Source organism: Luteococcus sanguinis, assembly GCF_039527675.1.
Lineage (GTDB): Bacteria > Actinomycetota > Actinomycetes > Propionibacteriales > Propionibacteriaceae > Luteococcus > Luteococcus sanguinis.
The window spans coordinates 213,994-234,130 of sequence record NZ_BAAAKI010000003.1 but is presented as its reverse complement, the minus strand read 5'-3'; the positions used below and the strand labels follow the sequence as shown (position 1 = coordinate 234,130).

Genomic DNA, 20,137 nt, shown 5'->3' with positions numbered 1-20,137 from the left:
GGCTTTGTTGTTGTGGCAGGGTCTTCGCCATGCCCATCGCATTGATCGCCCCCGACCCCACCTACCGTGTGAGCCTCCTGGAGGCCTGGGACGAGTTCGACGCCGCCGAGGGCGAGGGCGGTGACTGGACCGGATCCTTTGGCTTCGACCGGGGCACCTGCGCCACCCCCGAGGGCTTCGAGGACATGTGCGCACACCGCGTCCAGGAGGAGACCATCGCCTCCCCCGGTTTCGTCACCGCTACGATGCGCTGGGCCGTCGAGGACGACCAGTGGCTGGGCCGGGTGTCGGTACGGCATGACCTCAACGACCACCTGCTGAACAAGGGCGGACACATCGGCTACGGCGTTCGTCCGAGCGCTCGTCGCCGCGGGATCGCCACCCAGCTGATGCGCGCCGGCCTGGACGTCCTGCGTGATCGCGGCGTGGCGCAGGCTCTGGTGACCTGTGACGACGGCAACCTCGGGTCGGCGACGATCATCGAGCGTGCCGGTGGTGTGCTCGAGGACGTCCGTGATGGCACCCGTCGTTACTGGGTGCCGACGGCATGAGCATCCCCGCCGATCCCGGGACAGTTCCTGAGTTGGTCACGCACCTGGCCGCGGGCCGACCCCTGCAGTGCGTGTGGCGCAACCAGATCGGCGGCACCACCTGGCGAATCGGCACCCGGTCCGCGGACGACGAGTATGTGAAGGTCGGGCCGCCCCATCCCGAGTCCGATCCGGCGGGCGACGCCGAACGGATGGCCTGGGCGGCGCGCTGGCTGCCCGTCCCGAACGTCCTCGGGCACGGTGCGCATGCCGGGCTGCTGTTCCTGCACACCAGGGCTCTGCCCGGGACGAATGCCATCCAGCTGACGGACGACCCTCGCGCCACCGCCCGCGCGCTGGGCGCGGCGTTGAGGCGCTGGCACGATGCGCTGCCGGTCCAGGAATGTCCCTGGCAGTGGTCCGCGGACGTCCGTCTGGCAGCGCTCGATGACGAAGCCAGGGTCGCGCTGGGCGGACCGCCCGCGATCCCGCGCGACGACCTGGTCGTCTGCCACGGGGACGCCTGCAACCCCAACTTCCTGCTGGACGACGACCTGGAGCCGTCCGGCTACGTGGACGTCGGCCTGATGGGGCTCGCCGACCGGCACGCCGACCTCGCGCCCGCCCTGCTGAGCCTTGGCTGGAACTTCGCCGGGGTGCCCTTCGACGACCCGGCAGCCGGTTATGTCCACAAGCCACTGGACGATGACTTCCTCGCCGGCTACGGAAACCCGGTCGATGTGCAGCGGTTGGACTGGTACACCCGCCTGTGGAATGCGGGCTGAGGCGAGATCAGGGTCCTGATCGCTCCAGACGACAGCAGTTCGCGTCGGTCAGCCGATCTTCTCCGTGTCGAGGCGGTCAAGGATCCACGAGCGCACCAGCGTCGATGCAGGCAGGTGCCGTGCGGCCGCCACTGCTTCGACGCGGGCCTGCTCCTCTTCGCTGAGCCTCACGGAGTAGACCTTGGCCCGGTTTGGACGCGCCACCCGGGTGCCAGGGGCATAGGCATCAGTGCGGGTCGTCTCGGACTCGGCACGCAGTCGCGCCGCAAGCTCAGGATCCATCGTCTTCGCCATGGCTGATTCCCTCTCGGTAGAGCCTCAGGTCGGCGCCGGTGGCCGGCCAGGCATTGATCAGGTGGAGGTCGCCGTCCCCGTCCCGGAAGGCGATGACGGTGAGTACACGGCCCGCAGCGGGTGAGCGTCCGATGAATCGCGATGCGCCCATGCGGGACTTGGGATCAGGTTCCAGAGCGGCGAGGTCGGGGTCATCCAGGACCTCTTGTGCCCACTCTGGTTCGACGCTCATTCCACTGGGATATCGCTCCGGTCGAGACCGCACATAGCGCGCAACCACCTCATCCCAGTTGAGGACTTCGCCCATGACCCAAGTGTACTACATCGTCTGACGTGAGGGGTGCGCGCAAGCGCTGACGGGGCCCCGACGGCGGCAGTTGAGTGCGTCCGGCGGGGCGGCCTCTGGCAGGCTGCTGCCCATGAGTGTTGACCCCTCCTTGGTGCCTGAGCTGGCTGTCACCGACTGCGTCGTATCGCTTCGGTTCTGGCGAGACCTGCTCGGGTTCGAGGTCCTCTACGGCCGGCCCGAGGAGGGCTTCGCCTACCTGGTCTTGGGCAGTGCCCACGTCATGCTGGACCAGGCCGACATCGGCCGCACGTGGAGAACGGCCCCCCTCGACCTGCCGCTGGGGCGAGGGATCAACTTCCAGATCTCAGTGTCTGACGTGGCCGTGCAGCTCGACCGACTCACTCGGGCTGGGTGGCCGCTGTTCATGGAGCCAGAGGAGAAGTGGTACCGCGTCGGCCCGCATGAAGAGGCAGGCGTTCGGCAGTTCTTGGTGCAGGATCCGGACGGATACCTCGTCCGCCTCCAGACGCCCTCGGGGCACCGGACGCTGGACCAGTAGCCCAACGCGACATGAGCGAGCGTCGCCTACGGTTCGCGCGGAAGAGCGGCGCGAGTGTCCTCCACGATGGATGCAGCCCTGGCGACGAGCTCGCTGAGGCCCACGTGCTCGCGTGGGTGCAAGGCGACGTGGGCCCTGGCTGCGAAGTCGTGGGTGTCCAGATCGAGCCGGGCCACGTCGACCACGATGCCCTTCTCGTTGGTTACCCATGAACCAGCAGTGGCATGCCAAGCGTGGGCGCAGAGCATGAGTGCGGCCGAGCAGCACAGCATCACGTACGCGCTGTCGTCCTTGGGCAGGCCCTTGCGGGCGGCATCTACCAGGAAGCCGGCCTGCCACAGGTTGTCGACGAACGCGACGCGCAAGGGTTCGGGGTACGGGTCGAGACCGGTGGCCAGGCCGGCGGCGGCGCCGTCGGGGTCGGCGAGCGGACGGCACGTGGCGACCTCGCCGGCGTAGCTGACGTCGAGGAAGCCCAGCGGGTGACCGGGCTGGGGGTGGAAGGCGAACTCGCCGCGGCGGGCGCGGTCGGCCTGTTCGCGCACGCGGTCGAGGTCCCGCAGGATCCAGTCGACAGGGGTGCCGTCGACGGTGAGCCAGCCGCCACCGTTCACCCAGGGGCCCCAGCCGCCTGGCCCGACGATCTCGACCTGCCCGGTGTCACTGAAAGCGCGTGACGCGCGGGTCAGGGCGTCGAGGTCGAGGTCTTTGGCTCGGTAGTACAGGCCGAGGTCGACGTCCGAGCCCGCGTGATGGGTGCCGCGAGCTCGGCTGCCTCCCAGGGCGACGGCCAAGATGCCGGGAACTGATGCGAGCGCATCGGCCATCTGCTGGAGTCGCTCGTCGGTGATCACGCACCAGAGTCTTGCGTTGCCCGTGCGGACCTGCAATGCCATCGCGGCATGAGAGTGCCTTGCGGGATCCGGTCAGTACGGTTTCGGGGTGACGTCTCGTAGCTCGCGAGGGATGCCGTGCGGAAACATTTCCGACCAGCGGTCGAGTGGGCTGTTCCAGTTCTCGGCCTGTGTCTCGTTGCGGAACCCGGACCAGGGCGAGTCGAGCAGGCGCCGAGACCGCTCAATGAACTCGTCTGCGCTGAGACGCACGTAGTGCTCGGTGGCGCCCACACCCAAGGTGTGGTGCATCCCCTTGCGTGACATGTAGCAGGCGATGACGCAGACGGTGTCGGCCGATTCGACGATGCAGGGATGGCCCAGGGCGAACTCGGAGTCCGACGGGCACCAGTCGTGCTGCACGGCGGCGAAGAACGGTGTGCGCATCGTCCATCCGTCTGAGGGCTCAGCTGTGGCGTTCGGGTTGGCGTCCAGCTCCGGGGCCCAATCGAACAGGCGCGGCGCATCCGATCCGATGTCGGTGAGGTCGACCAAGGGTTCGATGCCATAAGGCCAACCGTGCTCGCGGGGCGGAAGCTCGGCCACCACCGTGGCCTGCATGATCCAGCCGCTGAACACCGTGATGATGGTCTTGGGGGTGGCGAGACCGTCGGCGTCGCTGATGGCCTCAGGCGTCGTGAAGTCCATGCCATCGACGGGAACGATGTCGCCACCGTGTGGCGACACCCGCCAGCCGCCACACGGATCGAGTTCCAGCTGCGCGTGGGCCTCCCATAGTCGGTCCACTTGCACGCGCACATGCCGCACATCGGTGCCGGGGGCATGTCGTCCGGCCCGCAGCAGGATGGGCGCACCGACCGCTTGCTCCCACGGTGAGGAGAGGACGTGATCGTCGCCCAGGGTGAGGTCGACGATGTCGTTGAGGTTGACCGGGCTCCCGAAACGCACGAACTCCCGGTGGTCGAACCAGACCAAGACGGTGCGGGGGGCAACATGTTTCATCGCGAGGACGCCTTTATGCGGCAGCGCCGAGCCATCGACGAGGGCATCCAAAGCGCCCCATTGAGCCCAGCATGGCATGGCGGCGAGTTCGGTACAACGCACGCCTCTCGGCATTATGCGGGTGATCGATGTCAAGAGTGCTGGTCGGTCAGTGCGTCCTCTGCTTCCGGTTCTTGACGGCAAGGAGGATGCCGACCAGCATGAGGCACCCAGAGGCAACCGCGAAGAACCAGCGCGCTGAGCTTCCTTGACCGCGAGCGATTGGCAGGGCTTGACCCAGCATGGTGAAGAACTGGGAGAGGGCGATCAGGACGCCCAAGATGAAGTTGCGGCGGCGGGCACTGACATCCATTTCGCGGTCCTTCACGAGGCTTGGGTCGTGTCAATCTCGGTGATGAGTTGATCGTAGATGGCCATGCGTCGGGTCTGTCCTTTGGCGCAGGCGTCGTTGTGTTGGGCCAGCAGGATGGGGCGGAACTCGATACCGGTCTGGAAGAAGGTGCAGGTCTCGCAGATGTTCTCGAACTCGCAGTCCATGACCTTGGGGCGGATGCAGTAGCCGTTGCCGAGTAGGCGGTGGTGTTCGCGGTTGAGGCGGGCCATGTTGGGTCCGAGGTCGTCGGCGGGCAGGACGGGCGGGCTGGTGTAGAGGGCGTCGACCTTCTCGGCGATCTGGAAGTACTCCTCGGCGACGGTGCGGTTGGCGATCTTCGCGTAGACCAGTGTCATGTCGAGGCTCTTGTGGCCGAGCATCGCGGCGATGGCCTCGATGCTCATGCCCCGGTTGATCGCCTGGGTCGCGAGGGCGTGGCGCAGCTGGTGCGGGTGGACGTGCCCGATGCCGGCGGCGGTGGCGGACTTCTGAACCATCCGGGTGATCGAGAACCTGTCCTGCGGGGTGCCGTTCTCACGGGGAAGCAGCAGCGGGTGGTCGCCGGGAACGTAGCGGTCGCGGTAGGCGGTGACGAGCTCGACCAGGTGAGGGTGGAGGGGCAGGTAGCGGTCCTCGTGGAGTTTCCCGACCGGGACGTGGAGCCAGTGGGTGTCCCCGATCAGGACGATCGCGTCGCTGGTCAGCGACATGTATTCACCGATCCGTAGGCCGGTGCGCAGCAGGAACTCGACGGTGAGGCCGACCAGCATCCGCTTGTCAGCCTGGGCGGCGCGCAGCAGTTTCGCGGCAGATGGGTCGTCGAGGGCCTTGGGCAGGGCGTGGTGTTGTTTGGGGACGTCGCCGTGGAACATCGGGACTCGGGCGGGCGCCTCGGGCCAGCCCCATTCGTCGATGCGCAGGAAGAACATGCGCAGGTTCCCCAAGCGGTGGGCCATGGTGGCTGGATTCGTGAGCTGGCCGTTCTTGCCCTTGCGGCTGGCCAGCCATGTCTTGAATCCTTCGATCTCGGGTCGGCCGATCTGGTCAAGTCGGGTCGTGTCGGGGTGATGCGCGATCAGGTAGGTCGCAAAGACCCGCAGCGCCAAGCCGGACTCGGCGGCGGTGCGGGGGCGCAGGACCACGGCGATCTGCTCGACGTAGCGTTCCATGGGGTCGGCGATGTCGGGGATGGTGGCTTCGATATGGGGCCATTTTGCGGTGAAGTCCATGCCGTTGAACCCGCGGGGATTGCCTTGGCTTCGGGGTTTCCTCATCGCAGTCTCCTGAATCCGGGGATGATCGGCCGTTCTGGTGCGGGTGTGGGTGGGATGGGGACGCCGACGAAGACCTGGGCGTCGATGACCTCGGAGGCCTTGCGGTACTGGGTCGCGAGCCAGTCGTCGGCCAGGTGGAGATAGATCCGGGTCGTCTCGATCGACGCGTGCCCGGCCTGCGCTTGGACGGCCTCCAGCGGCATCCCGGCCTCGCGCAGGCGGGTCAAGCAGGTGTGTCGCAGCTGGTGGCAGGTCGCGTGGCGTAGCCCGGCGCGGCGTCTGGCGGAGTCGAGGACCTCGTCGAGTCCGGCCGGGGTGAGGGGTTGGCCGCGTTGCGGTCGTTTCAGGCTGACGAACACGACATCGGTGGTGGTGTCGGCGGGTCGTTCGGTGTCGAGGTAGGCGGCCAGGTGCTCGAAGAACACCGGCGAGATCGGGACCAGGCGCTGGTGTCCGCCCTTGCCGGCGCGGACGAAGATGCGCCTCGTGCCGGGATGCAGGTCCTCGAGGCGGAGGCCGAGGACTTCGCAGCGTCGCAGCCCGCCGAGCAGCATCGCGGAGACCATGGCGCGGTCGCGGTGGGTGCGCAGCGCAGCCGTGAGGGCGTCGACCTCGGTGGCGGTCAGGATCGTCGGCAACGTTCGCGGTGGCCGGACCAGCGGGACGCCCTGGCGGGGGCGGTTGCGTTCCCGCCGGGTCGGCAGGCCGCGTGGGACCGGGTTGGTGGTGATGTCGCCGCGGACGGTCAGGAAGGCGTAGAACCCGCTGATCGTGGACAGCCGGCGGTGTATCGTGCGGGCCGAGACCGGCTTGAGCGGGCCGGTGGTGACCGGTCGGGCTGGGAGGTGGTCCTGGCCGGTGCGCTGGGCGGTGATGAACGCCATCACGTCGCGGGGCGTGACCTCGACCACGGACTTGTCGACGAGGCGGGTGAACACGAGCAGGTCGTACCAGGCCGCCAGCACCGAGTTCGGGCTCACACGGACAGCGAGGAAGGCCAAGTAGTCGTCGACCAGCGGGTCACCGAACCGACCCGGCGGATGGCCTGGGGCGCGTTGCACGACAGGGAACAGGCGGGGCGTGGCAGCGGCCATGGGACACCTCCATTGGAGCCCGGGATGCCAGCCAGCCTCGACACCCCGGTGATCCGAAGATCACCCACATATCAAGCAGTTGAGGATGCTCACGCACCTGGTCGATTGCAGTGACAACTGCAACGAGGACACTGACGGCGCCACAACAAACCTCTGTTCACAGCCTCTCGGATATCGGGGGATCTGGCCGGAGGCCCCTCGACAGGCTCGGGGAACGTGATTGCTGGCTCGGGGAACTCAGACCACCTGGTGCAGCCACCGGACGGGGGCACCCTCGCCTGCGTGGCGGAAGGCCTCGAGCTCGTCGTCCCACGGGCGCCCGAGCAGTTCGTCAAGCGCCAATGACAGGGGCTTGCCCCCCAGCGCCTCGCCGACGACTGCGGCCTTGAGTCGTTCCTCGGGCACCAGCACGTCCCCGTGGACGCCGATCACCGCCTGGAAGATGCCGAGCGACGGCGTGTAGCTCCAGCGCTGCCCGTCCGAGCCGGTGCTGGGTTCCTCGGTGACCTCGAAGCGCAGCCGTTCCCAGGCCCTGAAGGCCGACGCAATCTTGGCGCCGGTGCCCGTGGCGCCCGCCCAGGACAGCTCGGCTCGCCACGCCCCGCGCTGGGCGGGCTGGGGTGTCCAGTCGAAGTGCGTGGGCACGCCAAGGGCACCACCCGCGGCCCACTCGATGTGCGGGCGCAGCGCGGACGGCGCGGAGTGGATGAAGACGACTCCACGGGTCGATGCCATCTCGGTTCCTCCTGACCAGGCCCAGTCGTGCCTTCCCCAGCAGCTGGACGATCATCCGGATTCACCCGATACGGCGTTGAGTTGTTGGCGCCATTGTGCCCCACGCTGGACGCCCGGCCAAGTGCCCGGACGGGGCGAAGCTCCCGCGCCCGGCGGCGGCTAGGGTCGGACCATGACCACAGCCCCCCATGGTTCCTGGAAGTCCCCGATCGGCGTCGATGAGGTGCTCGGGTCAGCCGTCGGGCTCTCATGCCTCGGCCGCCTCGGCGAGGGCGTCGGCTGGTTGGAGTCCCGTCCGGGGCAGAACGGACGCCTCACCCTCGTCCAGGACGGTGACGAGATCACGCCCGCACCCATCAACGTCCGCTCCCGGGTGATGGAGTACGGCGGTGGCGCCTGGCATGCCGACGGCGATGTCGTGGCTTGGTGCAATGACGACGACGGACGCGTCTGGGTCCGCGACGAGACTGGCGACCGCCCCGTCACTCCCGAGACCCGCGACCTGCGCTACGGCGACCTGCGGGTACATGCCGACCTCGGCGTCCTGCTGGCTGTCCGCGAGGACCATCGAGACGACGAAGAAGAGGCCGAGACGACGATCGTCTCGCTGGACCTCGCCACCGAGAACTCCGACGGCGGCACCGTGCTCGTCGCGGGCGCCACCTTCTACGCCCACCCCGCTCTGGCGCACGGCCAGCTGGCCTGGGTCGAGTGGAACCACCCCGACATGCCATGGGACGCCACGCGCCTGCTCGTCGGCCCCTGTGACGGGCACGACGTCGGCGACGTGACGGTGGTGGCCGGCGGCGAGGACATGTCGGTCGTCCACCCGCAGTGGTCGCCCGACGGGACGCTCTACTTCCTCAGCGACACGAACGGCTACTGGACGCCGTGGGTGTGGGACGGCAGCGAATGCCGCGAGGTGTTCAGCGCCGAGGGCGACTTCGCCCGTCCGACCTGGGTGCTGGGATCGGACCGCTTCGCCGTCGTGGACGACGATCGTCTGCTGGTCACCTGGTACGAGGACGGGTACGCGCGTCTCGGCGTGCTCGGCACCGACGGAACCATGCGCGAGGTGCCCGGTCGCTTCGCGGACGTGGATGGCCTCGCCGTGGCTTTCGGGACCGGCTGGGCGCTGCTCGCGCACGCGGATCGTCCCGCTGAACTGGCCCGGCTGGACCTGGAGACGCTGCAACTAACCACCGTCCGGTCCGGGGGTGAGGCGCCCGACCCGGCCTGGGTATCGGTGCCGGAGTCGATCTGGTTCGACGGAGACCACGGCCCGACGCAGGCGTGGTGGTACCCGCCGACCAACCCCGACTTCACCGCCCCCGCAGGCGAACTGCCGCCGGTCATCGTCAACACCCACGGCGGACCCACCGGGATGGCGCCGTGCGACTACTCCCCCGCCTTCGCCTACTGGACCAGCCGTGGCTTCGGCATCATCGACGTCAACTACTCCGGCTCGGCCGGTTTCGGACGCGCCTACCGCAACCGCCTGTACGGCAACTGGGGCGTGGCCGACGTAGCCGACTGCGTCGACGCCGTCGAGGAACTGGTCGAGCGAGGGCTCGTCGATCCCGACCGGGTCGTCATCCGGGGCGGATCGGCTGGCGGCTACACGACCCTGCAGTCGCTGGTCAGCTCAGACGCCTTCGCGGCCGGCGTCAGCTCTTACGGGATCGGCGACCTGGAGATGTTGGCCACCGACACCCACAAGTTCGAGTCCCGCTACCTCGACCGGATCGTCGGGCCCTACCCGGAGGCGCAGGAGGTCTACCTGCAGCGCTCACCCATCCACCACGTCGAGCGGCTCAGCAGCCCGATGCTCATCCTGCAGGGGCTGGAGGACAAGGTGGTCCCGCCGAACCAGGCCGAGGCGATGGCGCAGGCAGTCCGGGAGAAGGGGCTGCCGGTGGCGCTGGTGATGTTCCCCGGTGAGGGGCATGGGTTCCGGCAGGAGGCCACGCGGCGCACGGTGCTGGAGGCGCAGCAAAGCTTCTTCGCGCAGTTGTTCGGCTACACGCCAGCGGACGAGGTTCCGGTGCTCGAGGTGGAGAACCTGGACTGATTTGTGGTGCGGCTGGCCGGAGGGACCCCTCGACAAGCTCGGGGAACGTCCTTGGCGGCTCGGGGAACATGATTCGCGGCTCGGGGAACGTTGGGGGGCACAGGCTCGGGGAACGTGGGTGCGGCTGGCCGGAGGGACCCCTCGACAAGCTCGGGGAGCGGGCGTCTCCGCAGATGCGGTTGAATGACCGCATGGACTACCGCATTCGCGAAGCCGCTGCCCTGATCGGGGTCAGCGACGACACCTTGCGTCGGTGGGTCGATTCCGGACGGGTGGACAGCTCGACGGACGAGTCCGGCCGTCGGGTCGTGGCCGGGAGCGCGCTCGCCGAGCTGGCGGTCGAGCTGGCCGAGCCGGTCGAGTTGCCCGGGCACGCCGCGCCGACGCCCCGCAGCGCCCGCAACTCCTTTACCGGGATCGTCACCCGGGTGGTGCGGGACACCGTGATGGCGCAGGTCGAGATGCAGGCGGGTCCGCACCGCGTCGTCAGCCTGATCAGCCGGGAGGCGGCCGACGAACTGGGCCTCGAACCCGGCGTGCTGGCCGTGGCCAGCATCAAGGCCACCAATGTCGTCGTCGAGACCCCTCGCCGCGCATGAGCCGCAGAGCCCTAGCCGGTGTGGCAGCGCTCGCGTTGGCCCTCACCAGCGTGCTCACCGGGTGCAGCGGCAGCGCGTCCCCCAACTCCACCATCACCGTCCTGGCTGCGGCCAGCCTCAGCGACACCTTCGACACCTTGGCCGCCGACTACGAACAGGCCCATCCCAGCGTCGACGTCCAGGTCTCCTATGGCGGGTCGTCCGCCTTGGCCCAGCAGGTCAACGACGGCTACCCGGCTGACGTGCTCGCCAGCGCTTCGACCAAGACCATGGACACGGTCGTGGCCTCTGGCAAGGCCACCACGCCAACCACCTTCGCCACCAATGTGCTCGAGGTCGCGGTGCCCAAGGACAATCCGGGAGGCGTCCGAGCTCTGGCAGACCTGACCAAGCCCGACTTGCAGATCGCGTTGTGCCAGTCGAGCGTCCCCTGCGGTGCGGCCAGCGCGACCCTGCTCACCCGACAGAACTTGACGGTGCGCGCCGCGACCGAGGAGGCGGACGTCCGCTCCGTGCTCACCAAGGTCAGGCTCGGCGAGGTGGACGCCGGTCTGGTCTACGCCACCGATGTCCGTGCCGCGGGCGACGACGTGATCGGCATCGAGATCCCCCCCAACCAGAACGTCTCCACGAGCTACCCGATCGCCACGCTGACCGGTGCGCAGAACCCGGACGGCGCGGCGGCCTTCATGGGCGAAGTCCTGTCCGACCACGGACGCGCGGTGTTGCGCGAGGCAGGTTTCACGCTCCCGTGAGCAGCCGTCCCCGCCCCCGGTCCAGCTTCCCGCTGGGTGCCCTGGCACTCGTCGCAGCGCTGTTGCTGGCGCTCCCGCTGGTCAGCCTGTTGCTTCGCGCACCGTGGGCATCATTCGCCCACCTGTTGCGCGGGACCACCGTCGTGTCTGCCCTCGCCCTCTCGCTCGGCACCGCCACTGCCGCCACGCTCGTTGCGCTCGTGCTGGGCGTCCCGCTGGCGTGGTGGCTGGCGGCTCCCCACTCCCGAGCCTGGGCGAGCATCGCGGGAATCGTCCGGGCGTTGGTGACCCTGCCGCTGGTGCTACCGCCGGTGGTTGGTGGCGTCGCGCTGCTGATGGCCTTCGGACGGATGGGGGTGTTAGGACGTCCGCTGGGAGCCCTCGGACTCTCGCTCCCCTTCACCACCGCGGCCGTCGTGCTGAGCCAGGTCTTCGTCGCGATGCCCTTCCTGGTCGTCGGTGTGGAGGGCGCGCTGGCGCAACGGGACGTCGAACTGGAGGAGGCCGCCGAAACGATGGGGGCCAGCGCCTGGCAGGTGTTCCGCCACGTCACGCTCCCCCTCGCGGCACCGGCCGTCGCCGCCGGAACCGTGCTGTGCTGGGCCCGGGCATTGGGCGAGTTCGGCGCCACCATCACCTTCGCGGGCAATGTCCCCGGACGGACGCAGACGACGCCGCTCGCGGTCTACCTGGCGATGCAGGACGACCCGGACGCCGCGGTTGCCCTGTCGGTGGTGCTGTTGGCCGTGTGCACGCTCGTCCTGGTGGTGCTGCGGGGTCGCTGGCTGGGCCAGCTGGCACGGCTGCGGGGCTGATGCGCTAGCGTGCTCGAAGGACGCGGGGTGCCACCGATTGGTGGCTGAGAACAGACCCGTTGAACCTGATCTAGTTCGGACTAGCGAAGGGACGTTCTCGTCATGAGCACACCCATACCCACTGCCCCTGCAACCATCACGCCCGCCGCGCTCGCGGACGCCCTGCGCCAACTGCGCGAACACACTCCCCTGGTGCAGTGCCTCACCAACATCGTCGTCGCCCAGTGGACGGCCAATGTGCTGCTCGCCGCCGGTGCAGCTCCCGCCATGGTCGACAACCCCGAGGAGGCGGGCGGCTTCGCCCAGTTCGCCTCCGGCGTGCTCGTCAACACCGGCACCCCCTACCGCGAGACCTATGAGGCGATGCGGGTCGCCGCCCGATCCGCACAGGAGGCGGGGACGCCGTGGGTGCTGGACCCGGTCGCCGCGGGTGGGTTGCCCGTCCGGACGGCCTTCGCGGTCGAGGTGCTGGAACACCGCCCGACGATCATTCGCGGCAACGCGTCCGAGATCTCCGGCCTGTCCGGCGGTGCCGGCGGACGCGGGGCGGACTCCACCGCGTCCCCGGAGGAGGTACTGGACCTCGCGCAGGAACTGGCCCGCACCCACGGCTGCGTGGTGGCCGTCTCGGGTGCGGTCGACCACATCACCGACGGCGAGCAGGTGGTGCGCATCAGCAATGGGGACGCGATCATGACCCGCGTCACCGGCGTCGGCTGCAGTCTGGGTGGGCTGATGGCTGGCTTCGCGGGCGTCGTCGAACCGTTGCTCGCGGCCAGCGCCGCCACCGCCTTGATGACGGTTGCCGCCGACAAGGCGATGGAAACCGCCAAGGGTCCCGGGACCTTCGCCGTGGCCCTGTTGGACCAGTTGGAGCTGACCACCCCGGAGGAGCTCGCGGAGAGGGTCCGGCTGTGAGGGACGCCCAGACCATGCAGCGTGAGCTTGCCATCTATCTGGTCACCGACACCGGACAGTGCGGCGGCCTTGACGCCGTCGTGGCCACGGTGGCTGCGGCCGTCGAGAACGGGGCCACCCTGGTGCAGGTGCGCGACCCCGACGCCAGCGACGAGGACTTCCTTGCCCTGTCCCGGGCCGTCGTCGACGTCGTCGCCGGACGCGTACCGGTGGTGCTGAACGACCGCGTCCACCTGGTCGCCGATGCCGGGGCTGACGGCGCCCACATCGGACAAGGGGACCTGCCACCGCTGGAAGCCCGCGCCGTCCTGGGGCCGGACGCGATCCTCGGACTCTCGGTGGAACGCCGGGAGCACGTCGAGGCGGCCAACGCCCTGCCCGCCGGAACCCTCGACTACGTCGGCATCGGGCCGGTGTGGGCACAGCAGACCAAGCCCAATGCGGCTCCCCCACTCGGCCCCGACGGCCTGGCCGAGCTCGTCGCGCTCAGCGATCTTCCTGCGGTCGCGATCGGCGGCGTGGGTGGCCCGGGACGGATCGCCCCCATCAAGCCGTCCGGTGCTGGCATGGCGATCGTCAGCGCCATCTGCTCCGCGGACGATCCGGGTGCTGCCACCGCTGCGATCGTCCGGGAGTGGCATGCCGAGGAAGGGGACGCGCGATGACCATCACCACCTTGTCGATCGCGGGCGTCGACCCCAGCGGCGGTGCGGGCATCTTCGCCGACGTGAAGACCTTCAGCGCGCTCGGCGCCTACGGCATGGGCATCGTCACCGCGTTGACCGCGCAGTCGACCCAGGGCGTGACCGGCTTCGTCGCCACCGACGCGGGTTTCGTCACCCAGCAGTGGACGACGCTGGCCGACGACATCCTGCCGGACGCGATCAAGATCGGGATGCTGGCCAATGCCGAGGTCGCCCGCGCCGTCGGCGAGATCGTCGACGACTACCGCGCCCGCGGCGGGCAGCACGTCGTCCTGGACCCCGTGATGGTCGCCACCTCGGGCGACCGGCTGCTGGACGCGGACTCCGAGGCGGCGGTGCTGTCGCTGGTGCCGAAGGCCTCGCTGATCACGCCGAACCTGCCCGAGGCGGCAGTGCTGCTGGGCATCGACGAGGCCCGGTCGGACGACGAGATGCCGGCGCAGGCACGGGCGCTGCTCGACCTGGGCGCCGAACGGGTCCTGCTGAAGGCCGGGCACCTGGCCGGACCCGAGTCGGTGGACGTCTACGGCGACGAGACCGGGCTGGTGCGGCTCAGCGCGCACCGCGTCACCACGACCAACACCCACGGGACGGGCTGCACCCTGTCGTCCGCCATCGCTGCGCTGCGTCCGCGACGCGACGACTGGCTCGCGGCGGTGACGGACGCGAAGGCGTGGCTGACCCACGCCCTCGAGCACGCAGACGAGCTGGCGGTGGGTCAGGGACACGGGCCGGTGCACCACTTCTGGGACATCTGGGACGACGAGCAGGAAGGACGCTGACGATGGGATTCACCGACGAGGTCTGGCAGGCCAACCAGGACCTGCTGGCCGCCATCCACGAACACCCCTTCGTCGCTGGACTGGGCGACGGCAGCCTGCCGCGCGAGGTCTTCGACGGCTACATGACCCAGGACGCGCTCTACCTGGCCGACTACGCCCGGGCGATGGCGATGCTCGCCGCGCGGGCCACCGACCCCGACGACATCACCTTCTGGGGAATCGGGGTGCAAGGGGCGATCGTCGCCGAGCGCGAACTGCACGCCGCCCACGTCGAGGTCGGTGCGGGGACGATGTCGCCGAGTTGCCGCGCCTACACCAGCTACCTGCTGGCGACCGCGTCCACGGACGCCTACGAGGTGGGCGTCGCGGCGATCCTGCCCTGCTTCTGGATCTACCAGGACGTCGGGGACGCGCTGTTGGGCGCGGCCGGGAATCTTGAGGGGCATCCCTATGGCGACTGGATCGGCATGTACGCCGACCCGCTGTTCGCCGAACAGACCGCGCGGGCACGCGCCATCACCGATCGGCTCGCCGAGGGGTGTGGTCCGGCGACGAGGGCGCGGATGGCGGACGCCTTCACCCAGGCATCGCGCTACGAGTGGATGTTCTGGGACGCGGCTTGGCGTCAGGAGCGCTGGCCCATCTGATCGTGGTGACGGGTGGCCGGAAAGACCCCTCGACAAGCTCGGGGAACGTACGGGGTCCAAGCTCGGGGAACGGACCCCACCACGCTCCCCGAGCTTGTCGAGGGGTCCCTCCGGCCAGCTCACACGGAATAGTCGCGGGCCCCGAAGATCGCGGTGCCGATCCGCACGCACGTCGAGCCCTCGGCAATCGCGATCGGGAAGTCCCCGGACATGCCCATGCTCAACTCGTCCCACTCCCGATCCAGCGCGTGCACGTCCCGCAGCCGGTCGCGCACCAAGCGCACGCGCTCGAAACAGGCGGCGACCTCGTCCGGCTTCCCGTTGACCGCGACGGTCATCAAACCCCGGACGTCCAGATGGCTGAACCCGCCCAGCTGGTCGACGAAGGCCTCCACCTCGTCCACCGGCAGCCCAGACTTCTGCGGCTCGTCGGAGGAGTTCACCTGGACCAGCACCTGCAGCGTCCGTCCGGCGGTGGCCAGGCGCTTGTCCAGCTCGGCGGCCAGCCGCAGCGAGTCCAGGCACTGGAACTCGTCGACGAGCTCGGCGACCACCTTGGCCTTGTTGGTCTGCAGGTGCCCGATCAGGGCGAACCTCACGTCCGACCCCGCGAGCGCGGCGCTCTTGGCCTGGATCTCCTGGACCTTGTTCTCACCCATCAGGGAGTAACCCGCGCGCTGGCACTCCCGCAGGGCATCGACCGGATGGGTCTTGCTGACCGGCAACAGCCGCACCTCGGAGGGGTCACGTCCGGCATCAGCGCAGGCCTGGTCGACCTGCGCGCGGACGCGTGCGAGGTTCTCGGTGATCATGGCCAGCGGGCGCCGAGCGAGATCACGCCCAGCGCGGCGAGCACCGCGAACAGCAGCGACAACCCGGCGTACCGGTCGGTGACCTCGGTGTAGACCTTCTCGTAGCCAACCGACTGGGCGATGGTCTTGTAGACCGCCTCCAGTTCGGACTTCGACGCGGCGGAGAACTTCTTTCCGCCGGACGCCTTCGCCACCGCCGACAACTCGCCATGGTTCACGGGGACGGGCTGGCGTACGCCGTTCTCCATCACGTAACCGGTCGCCGTGCCGTAGGCGATCGTGTAGACGGGCACCTCGGCCTTCTTCGCGTCCTGGGCGGCGGTCAGCGACGCACGCCCGGAGTTGGTCGCGCCGTCGGACAGCAGGACGATCGCGGCGGGAGCCGTCTCGTCCGGGTGGTCGGGGTCGGCCGGCACCATCTCGAGCGCCTTCAAAGAGGTGTAGATGCCCTCGCCGATGGCGGTGGTCGGGGCAAGTTCGAGGCTGTCGATCGCACGGCTCACCGCACCACGGTCGGTGGTCGGCGGCACCACGACGTCGGCGGTCGCGGCGAAGGTGACCAGCGCGACGTTGAAGCGGTCCGGCAGCAGGGTCGTGAACTCCTTGGCGGCGGTCTGGGCGGCGGCCAGGCGGGTCGGTTCGACGTCCGTGGCCATCATCGAGCGGGACACGTCGATCGCGATGACGATGGTCGCCCGGTCGCGCGGGACGTTCGTGTAGCTCTTCGGCATCGCCCACGCGACCACCAAGGACGCGAGCGAGGCGAGCGCGAGCAGCACGGCACCATGGCGCTTCCAGGCGCGGTCCTTGGGGATCACCAGTGACAAGCGACTGCGGCGCTGGCGCGGGTCGGGACGGAAGCGCGAGTTCAGCAGCAGGTAGAGCCCACCGATCAGCGGGATCAGGGCGAGCCCCCACAGCCGTTCGGGGCGCATGAACTCGATGAACATGGGAGACAAGACGGTCTGGTTCATCACGGCCACCTCGCCGCCATCGACACCGCACCGAGCGCCGCGACCGTCGCAAACGCCAGCGCGTACAGGGCGTACTGGGCGGTGCGCTCCTTGCGCACCTCCTCGTAGCCGAGCTCGCTCTTCACGTCCTTGTAGACATTCTTGAGTTCGGACGCGGAGTCGGCGCCCCAACTCTTGCCGCCGGTGGACGAGGCGATCTGCTTCAGCACCGCGGTGTCCGGTGGGACGCGTTCGCGGGTGCCGTCGACGTCGACATAGCCCGTCGACGTGCCGTAGGCGATCGTGTAGACGGGCACGTTCGCGGCCTTGGCCTGGGCCGAGGCGGTGGTGACGTCCGAGCCGACGGTGTTCGTCCCGTCCGAGAGTAGGACGACCAGGCCGGGGGCCTGCTTCTTGTCGTCCCCGACGGGCGCCAACTTGATGGCCTGCAGGCTCTTGGTGATCGCGTCACCGATGGCGGTGCCCTCCTGCAGTTCCATCGCGTCGATCGCGCGCAGGGTGGCGCCGCGGTCGACCGAGGGAGGCATCCGCACCGACGGCGTCCCCGACAAGGAGACGACCGAGACGTTGTAGCTCTCGGGCAGGGTGTTGATGAAGTCCTTGGCGGCGGTCTTGGCAGCCGCCAGGCGGTTCGGCTTCACGTCCGTGGCCTGCATCGACAGCGAGTTGTCGATCACGACGACGACGGTGGCCCGTTCGCGCGGCACCTTCTCCATCCCCAGCGGACGTGCCCACGCCATCGCCAGCGCGACCAGCGAGCACAGGCTCATGGCCACGGCCAGGTGACGGCGCCAGCGCGACTGACGCGGGACGATCGCGCCGAGGACGCCGGTGTTCGTGTAGCGGATGCCGGTGCGGCCCTTCATGCGCAGGGCAATCAGGTACAGCAGGATCAGGATCGGCAGGACGAGCAGCACCCACAGCCGGTCGGGGTTCTTGAACTCCGGAAATCCGAGCAGCGGGAGCAGGAAGGTGGCGAGGGCGGGAGTGATCACTTCATCACCCCTTGCGGCGGCTGGTGCAGCATCGCGGCGGTGCGGCGGTAGCCGAGCACGAAACGGGCGATGTCGGCGACCCAGTCACGGTCGGTGCGCAGCTGCAGGTGGCCGACCCCGGCGCGACGCATCGCGATGGCGACGCGCTGGCGCTGGGCCGCGGCGGCGGCATTCATCCGCTCCCGGGCGGCCGGGTCGGAGGTGTTCACGTAGCGGGCGAAGTCGGTCTCCGGGTCCTTGATCAGCATCTCGCCGACGTCGGGGAACTCGAGCTCGTGGGTGTCGACCACCTCGATGCACAGCACCTGGTTGCGCACCGCGAGACGACGCAGCGGACGCTCCCACTCCGGCGGGACATTCGGGTCGAGCTCAGCGTCTCCAGGGGTCAGGAAGTCACTGACGACGACGCGCATGCCGCGGCGGCGCTGGGTGCGCGCCAGCTGCTCGATGCCGCGGGCGAGGGTCATGTTGCCGGGCGCGTGGTCGGGGACGATCGGCTCGTTCAGCATCTTGCGCAGCAGGCCGTACAGGGCGGTGCGCCCGGAGTTGGCGGGCAGCATCTTGACCTGGTCCTGGCGCATCACCATGCCGCCGAAGCGGTCGCCCATCTTCTGGGAGAGGAAGCCGATGGTGGCGATCGCGGCGATGCCGAGGTCTCGCTTGGTGATGCCCTCGGTGCCCCAGTTCATCGACGGGGTCACGTCCAGCAGCGCCCACACCTCGAGCTCCCGGTCGGCGATGGTGTCGCGGACGTGCGGGACGGTGGTGCGGGCGGTGACGGCCCAGTCCATCTTGCGGACGTCGTCCTGGCCGGGCTGGTAGATGCGGGCGTCGTTGACGTCCGAACCGGCGCCGGGCAGCAGGCCGAGGTGGTCACCGTGCAGGAAGCCCTCGAGCCGACGGACGATCGTCAGCTCGAGCCGACGCAGCGCGGCCTCGGGCGCGAGCTGGTTCAGGGGCAGGGTCGCACCGGTCGGGGGCGCCAGCACGGAACCGGCGGCGCCCACGTCCGTGACCGGCGCGGCATCCCGCGGCGGTGGCGCGAAGCTGGGCTGCTGGCTCATCGGCCCTGGTTCTGGCCCCACTGGCCGTCAGGTGCCGGCGGGTTCCACTGCTGGTTGGGTGCCTGCTGGACTGGTGCCTGCTGGGTCGGAGCCTGCTGGACGGGCGCCTGCTGGACCGGAGCCTGCTGGGCGGGCTGGTTCATTGCGGGCTGCGAACCGCGGCGCGGCTGGCCCGACTGGGCGTCGTTCCACACGGGGGTGGGCGGCGGAACCATGGCCAGGATGCGCTCGATGACCTGCTGGGGCGCGATGTTGTCGGCGACGGCGTCGAAGCCGAGCACCAGGCGGTGGCTCATCACGTCCAGCGCGACCGCCTGCACGTCGGTCGGCAGCACGTAGTCGCGGCCGTGGATCAGGGCCAGCGCGCGAGCGGCGGCGACCAGGCCGAGGGTGGCTCGCGGGGAGCAGCCGATCTGGATCACCGGGGCGAGGTCGGGCATGCCGAACTCGGCCGGGTTGCGGGTGGCCAGCACGAGACGGACGACGTACTCGGCCACCAGGTTGTGGACGAAGACATTGGTCGCCATGTCCTGCAGCTGCAGGGTCAGCTCCGGGTTGAGCACGGGGCTGGGCTCGGGCGCCTTCACCGACATGCGGCGCAGGATCTCGAACTCCTCGTTGCCGCGCGGGTAGGGAACGTCCACCTTGAGCAGGAAGCGGTCACGCTGGGCCTCGGGCAGTGGGTAGACACCCTCGGACTCGACCGGGTTCTGCGTCGCGATGACGATGAACGGCTTCTTGGCCGGGTAGGTGACGCCGGCGATGGAGGCCTGCTTCTCGGCCATCAGCTCGAGCATCGCGGACTGCACTTTTGCGGGCGCGCGGTTGATCTCGTCCGCCAGCACGAAGTTCACGAACACCGGGCCGAGCTCGATGTCGAACTCCTCCTTGGCGGCGGAGTAGATGCGCGTGCCGACGATGTCGGAGGGCACCAGGTCGGGGGTGAACTGGATGCGGGCGAACTCACCGCCGACGACGGTGGCGAAGGAGCGCACCGCCAGCGTCTTGGCGACGCCGGGCACACCTTCGAGGAGGATGTGGCCCTTGGCCAGCAGCGCAACCATCAGCTGCTCGACCATGTGTTCCTGCCCGACGATGACGCGCTGCACCTGGTTGATGGCCTCGCCCAGCACCTTCGCTGCCTCGGCGGTGGTCATCGTGGACTGCTCGGGGCGCTGGGCCTCGTCATGCGTCGTGCTCAAGGTGGTCTTC

At 69.2% G+C, this 20,137-nt stretch carries 24 protein-coding genes and 1 riboswitch; of the genes, 11 read left to right on the top strand and 13 right to left on the bottom strand.

Annotation, left to right across the window (positions count from 1 at the left end):
- Nucleotides 1-29: 29 nt before the first annotated feature.
- Nucleotides 30-551, top strand: a complete 522-nt coding sequence (locus ABD089_RS03405) for a GNAT family N-acetyltransferase (RefSeq protein ID WP_343884796.1) — start codon at nt 30-32, stop codon at nt 549-551.
- Nucleotides 548-1,315 (top strand): phosphotransferase, encoded by a 768-nt coding sequence (locus ABD089_RS03400; protein ID WP_343884795.1) that lies wholly within the window; start codon nt 548-550, stop codon nt 1,313-1,315. The genes ABD089_RS03405 and ABD089_RS03400 overlap by 4 nt, the downstream gene beginning before the upstream one ends.
- 48 nt (nt 1,316-1,363) lie before the next feature.
- Here ABD089_RS03400 and ABD089_RS03395 read toward each other — a convergent pair whose 3' ends face one another.
- A complete protein-coding gene (locus tag ABD089_RS03395; RefSeq protein ID WP_343884794.1) occupies nt 1,364-1,609 on the bottom strand; it encodes a hypothetical protein in 246 nt (81 codons plus the stop codon).
- Nucleotides 1,587-1,916 carry a hypothetical protein gene (locus ABD089_RS03390; RefSeq protein WP_343884793.1) on the bottom strand — a complete coding sequence of 110 codons (330 nt, stop codon included), beginning with the start codon at nt 1,914-1,916 and terminating at the stop codon, nt 1,587-1,589. The genes ABD089_RS03395 and ABD089_RS03390 overlap by 23 nt, the downstream gene beginning before the upstream one ends.
- Before the next feature lie 112 nt (nt 1,917-2,028).
- Here ABD089_RS03390 and ABD089_RS03385 point away from each other — a divergent pair, with 112 nt between their 5' ends.
- Entirely contained in the window at nt 2,029-2,457 is a 429-nt protein-coding gene (locus tag ABD089_RS03385; RefSeq protein WP_343884792.1) for a bleomycin resistance protein, read from the top strand.
- 26 nt (nt 2,458-2,483) lie between these two features.
- Here the strand turns inward: ABD089_RS03385 and ABD089_RS03380 are convergent, their stop codons facing one another.
- The 6 genes from ABD089_RS03380 to ABD089_RS03355 all read right to left on the bottom strand — a co-directional run bounded on the left by ABD089_RS03380 (nt 2,484) and on the right by ABD089_RS03355 (nt 7,789).
- On the bottom strand, nt 2,484-3,311 hold the full coding sequence (locus tag ABD089_RS03380; protein ID WP_343884791.1) for a nucleotidyltransferase domain-containing protein: 828 nt from the start codon (nt 3,309-3,311) through the stop codon (nt 2,484-2,486).
- A gap of 72 nt (nt 3,312-3,383) precedes the next feature.
- Nucleotides 3,384-4,313 (bottom strand): hypothetical protein, encoded by a 930-nt coding sequence (locus ABD089_RS03375; RefSeq protein ID WP_343884790.1) that lies wholly within the window; start codon nt 4,311-4,313, stop codon nt 3,384-3,386.
- Between the two features lie 148 nt (nt 4,314-4,461).
- Nucleotides 4,462-4,680, bottom strand: coding sequence for a hypothetical protein (locus ABD089_RS03370; protein ID WP_343884789.1), 219 nt, complete (start codon nt 4,678-4,680; stop codon nt 4,462-4,464).
- On the bottom strand, nt 4,677-5,960 hold the full coding sequence (locus tag ABD089_RS03365) for a tyrosine-type recombinase/integrase (RefSeq protein ID WP_343884788.1): 1,284 nt from the start codon (nt 5,958-5,960) through the stop codon (nt 4,677-4,679). Before ABD089_RS03365 ends, ABD089_RS03370 begins: the two co-directional genes overlap by 4 nt.
- On the bottom strand, nt 5,957-7,054 hold the full coding sequence (locus ABD089_RS03360) for a tyrosine-type recombinase/integrase (protein WP_343884787.1): 1,098 nt from the start codon (nt 7,052-7,054) through the stop codon (nt 5,957-5,959). The genes ABD089_RS03365 and ABD089_RS03360 overlap by 4 nt, the downstream gene beginning before the upstream one ends.
- Before the next feature lie 237 nt (nt 7,055-7,291).
- Nucleotides 7,292-7,789 (bottom strand): DUF3145 domain-containing protein, encoded by a 498-nt coding sequence (locus ABD089_RS03355; RefSeq protein WP_343884786.1) that lies wholly within the window; start codon nt 7,787-7,789, stop codon nt 7,292-7,294.
- A 172-nt stretch (nt 7,790-7,961) separates the two neighbouring features.
- Between ABD089_RS03355 and ABD089_RS03350 the strand changes: the two genes are divergently transcribed.
- From ABD089_RS03350 to ABD089_RS03315, 8 genes are all read left to right on the top strand, one after another.
- Nucleotides 7,962-9,860: a S9 family peptidase gene (locus ABD089_RS03350; RefSeq protein ID WP_343884785.1), complete on the top strand. Its 1,899-nt coding sequence runs from the start codon at nt 7,962-7,964 to the stop codon at nt 9,858-9,860.
- 191 nt (nt 9,861-10,051) lie between these two features.
- Complete coding sequence (locus ABD089_RS03345; protein WP_343884784.1) at nt 10,052-10,459, top strand: TOBE domain-containing protein; 408 nt, start codon at nt 10,052-10,054, stop codon at nt 10,457-10,459.
- Nucleotides 10,456-11,214 carry a molybdate ABC transporter substrate-binding protein gene (modA, locus tag ABD089_RS03340; protein WP_343884783.1) on the top strand — a complete coding sequence of 253 codons (759 nt, stop codon included), beginning with the start codon at nt 10,456-10,458 and terminating at the stop codon, nt 11,212-11,214. Before ABD089_RS03345 ends, modA begins: the two co-directional genes overlap by 4 nt.
- Entirely contained in the window at nt 11,211-12,029 is an 819-nt protein-coding gene (locus ABD089_RS03335; protein WP_343884782.1) for an ABC transporter permease, read from the top strand. The genes modA and ABD089_RS03335 overlap by 4 nt, the downstream gene beginning before the upstream one ends.
- 13 nt (nt 12,030-12,042) lie before the next feature.
- Nucleotides 12,043-12,138: riboswitch (TPP riboswitch) on the top strand.
- Nucleotides 12,132-12,947 (top strand): hydroxyethylthiazole kinase, encoded by an 816-nt coding sequence (gene thiM / locus ABD089_RS03330; protein WP_343884781.1) that lies wholly within the window; start codon nt 12,132-12,134, stop codon nt 12,945-12,947. (Overlaps the previous riboswitch by 7 nt.)
- On the top strand, nt 12,944-13,612 hold the full coding sequence (gene thiE, locus ABD089_RS03325; RefSeq protein WP_343884780.1) for a thiamine phosphate synthase: 669 nt from the start codon (nt 12,944-12,946) through the stop codon (nt 13,610-13,612). Before thiM ends, thiE begins: the two co-directional genes overlap by 4 nt.
- On the top strand, nt 13,609-14,433 hold the full coding sequence (gene thiD, locus ABD089_RS03320; protein ID WP_343884779.1) for a bifunctional hydroxymethylpyrimidine kinase/phosphomethylpyrimidine kinase: 825 nt from the start codon (nt 13,609-13,611) through the stop codon (nt 14,431-14,433). Before thiE ends, thiD begins: the two co-directional genes overlap by 4 nt.
- Nucleotides 14,434-14,435: 2 nt before the next feature.
- Nucleotides 14,436-15,080 (top strand): TenA family protein, encoded by a 645-nt coding sequence (locus tag ABD089_RS03315; protein WP_343884778.1) that lies wholly within the window; start codon nt 14,436-14,438, stop codon nt 15,078-15,080.
- A 119-nt stretch (nt 15,081-15,199) separates the two neighbouring features.
- Here the strand turns inward: ABD089_RS03315 and ABD089_RS03310 are convergent, their stop codons facing one another.
- From ABD089_RS03310 to ABD089_RS03290, 5 genes are read right to left on the bottom strand one after another with little or no spacing between them, the layout of a single operon-like run.
- Nucleotides 15,200-15,892 carry a YggS family pyridoxal phosphate-dependent enzyme gene (locus tag ABD089_RS03310; RefSeq protein ID WP_343884777.1) on the bottom strand — a complete coding sequence of 231 codons (693 nt, stop codon included), beginning with the start codon at nt 15,890-15,892 and terminating at the stop codon, nt 15,200-15,202.
- Complete coding sequence (locus ABD089_RS03305; protein ID WP_343884776.1) at nt 15,889-16,866, bottom strand: VWA domain-containing protein; 978 nt, start codon at nt 16,864-16,866, stop codon at nt 15,889-15,891. Before ABD089_RS03305 ends, ABD089_RS03310 begins: the two co-directional genes overlap by 4 nt.
- On the bottom strand, nt 16,866-17,834 hold the full coding sequence (locus tag ABD089_RS03300; RefSeq protein WP_343884859.1) for a VWA domain-containing protein: 969 nt from the start codon (nt 17,832-17,834) through the stop codon (nt 16,866-16,868). Before ABD089_RS03300 ends, ABD089_RS03305 begins: the two co-directional genes overlap by 1 nt.
- Before the next feature lie 23 nt (nt 17,835-17,857).
- Nucleotides 17,858-18,925: a DUF58 domain-containing protein gene (locus ABD089_RS03295; RefSeq protein WP_343884775.1), complete on the bottom strand. Its 1,068-nt coding sequence runs from the start codon at nt 18,923-18,925 to the stop codon at nt 17,858-17,860.
- Nucleotides 18,922-20,082: an AAA family ATPase gene (locus ABD089_RS03290; RefSeq protein ID WP_343884858.1), complete on the bottom strand. Its 1,161-nt coding sequence runs from the start codon at nt 20,080-20,082 to the stop codon at nt 18,922-18,924. Before ABD089_RS03290 ends, ABD089_RS03295 begins: the two co-directional genes overlap by 4 nt.
- Nucleotides 20,083-20,137: the final 55 nt, after the last annotated feature.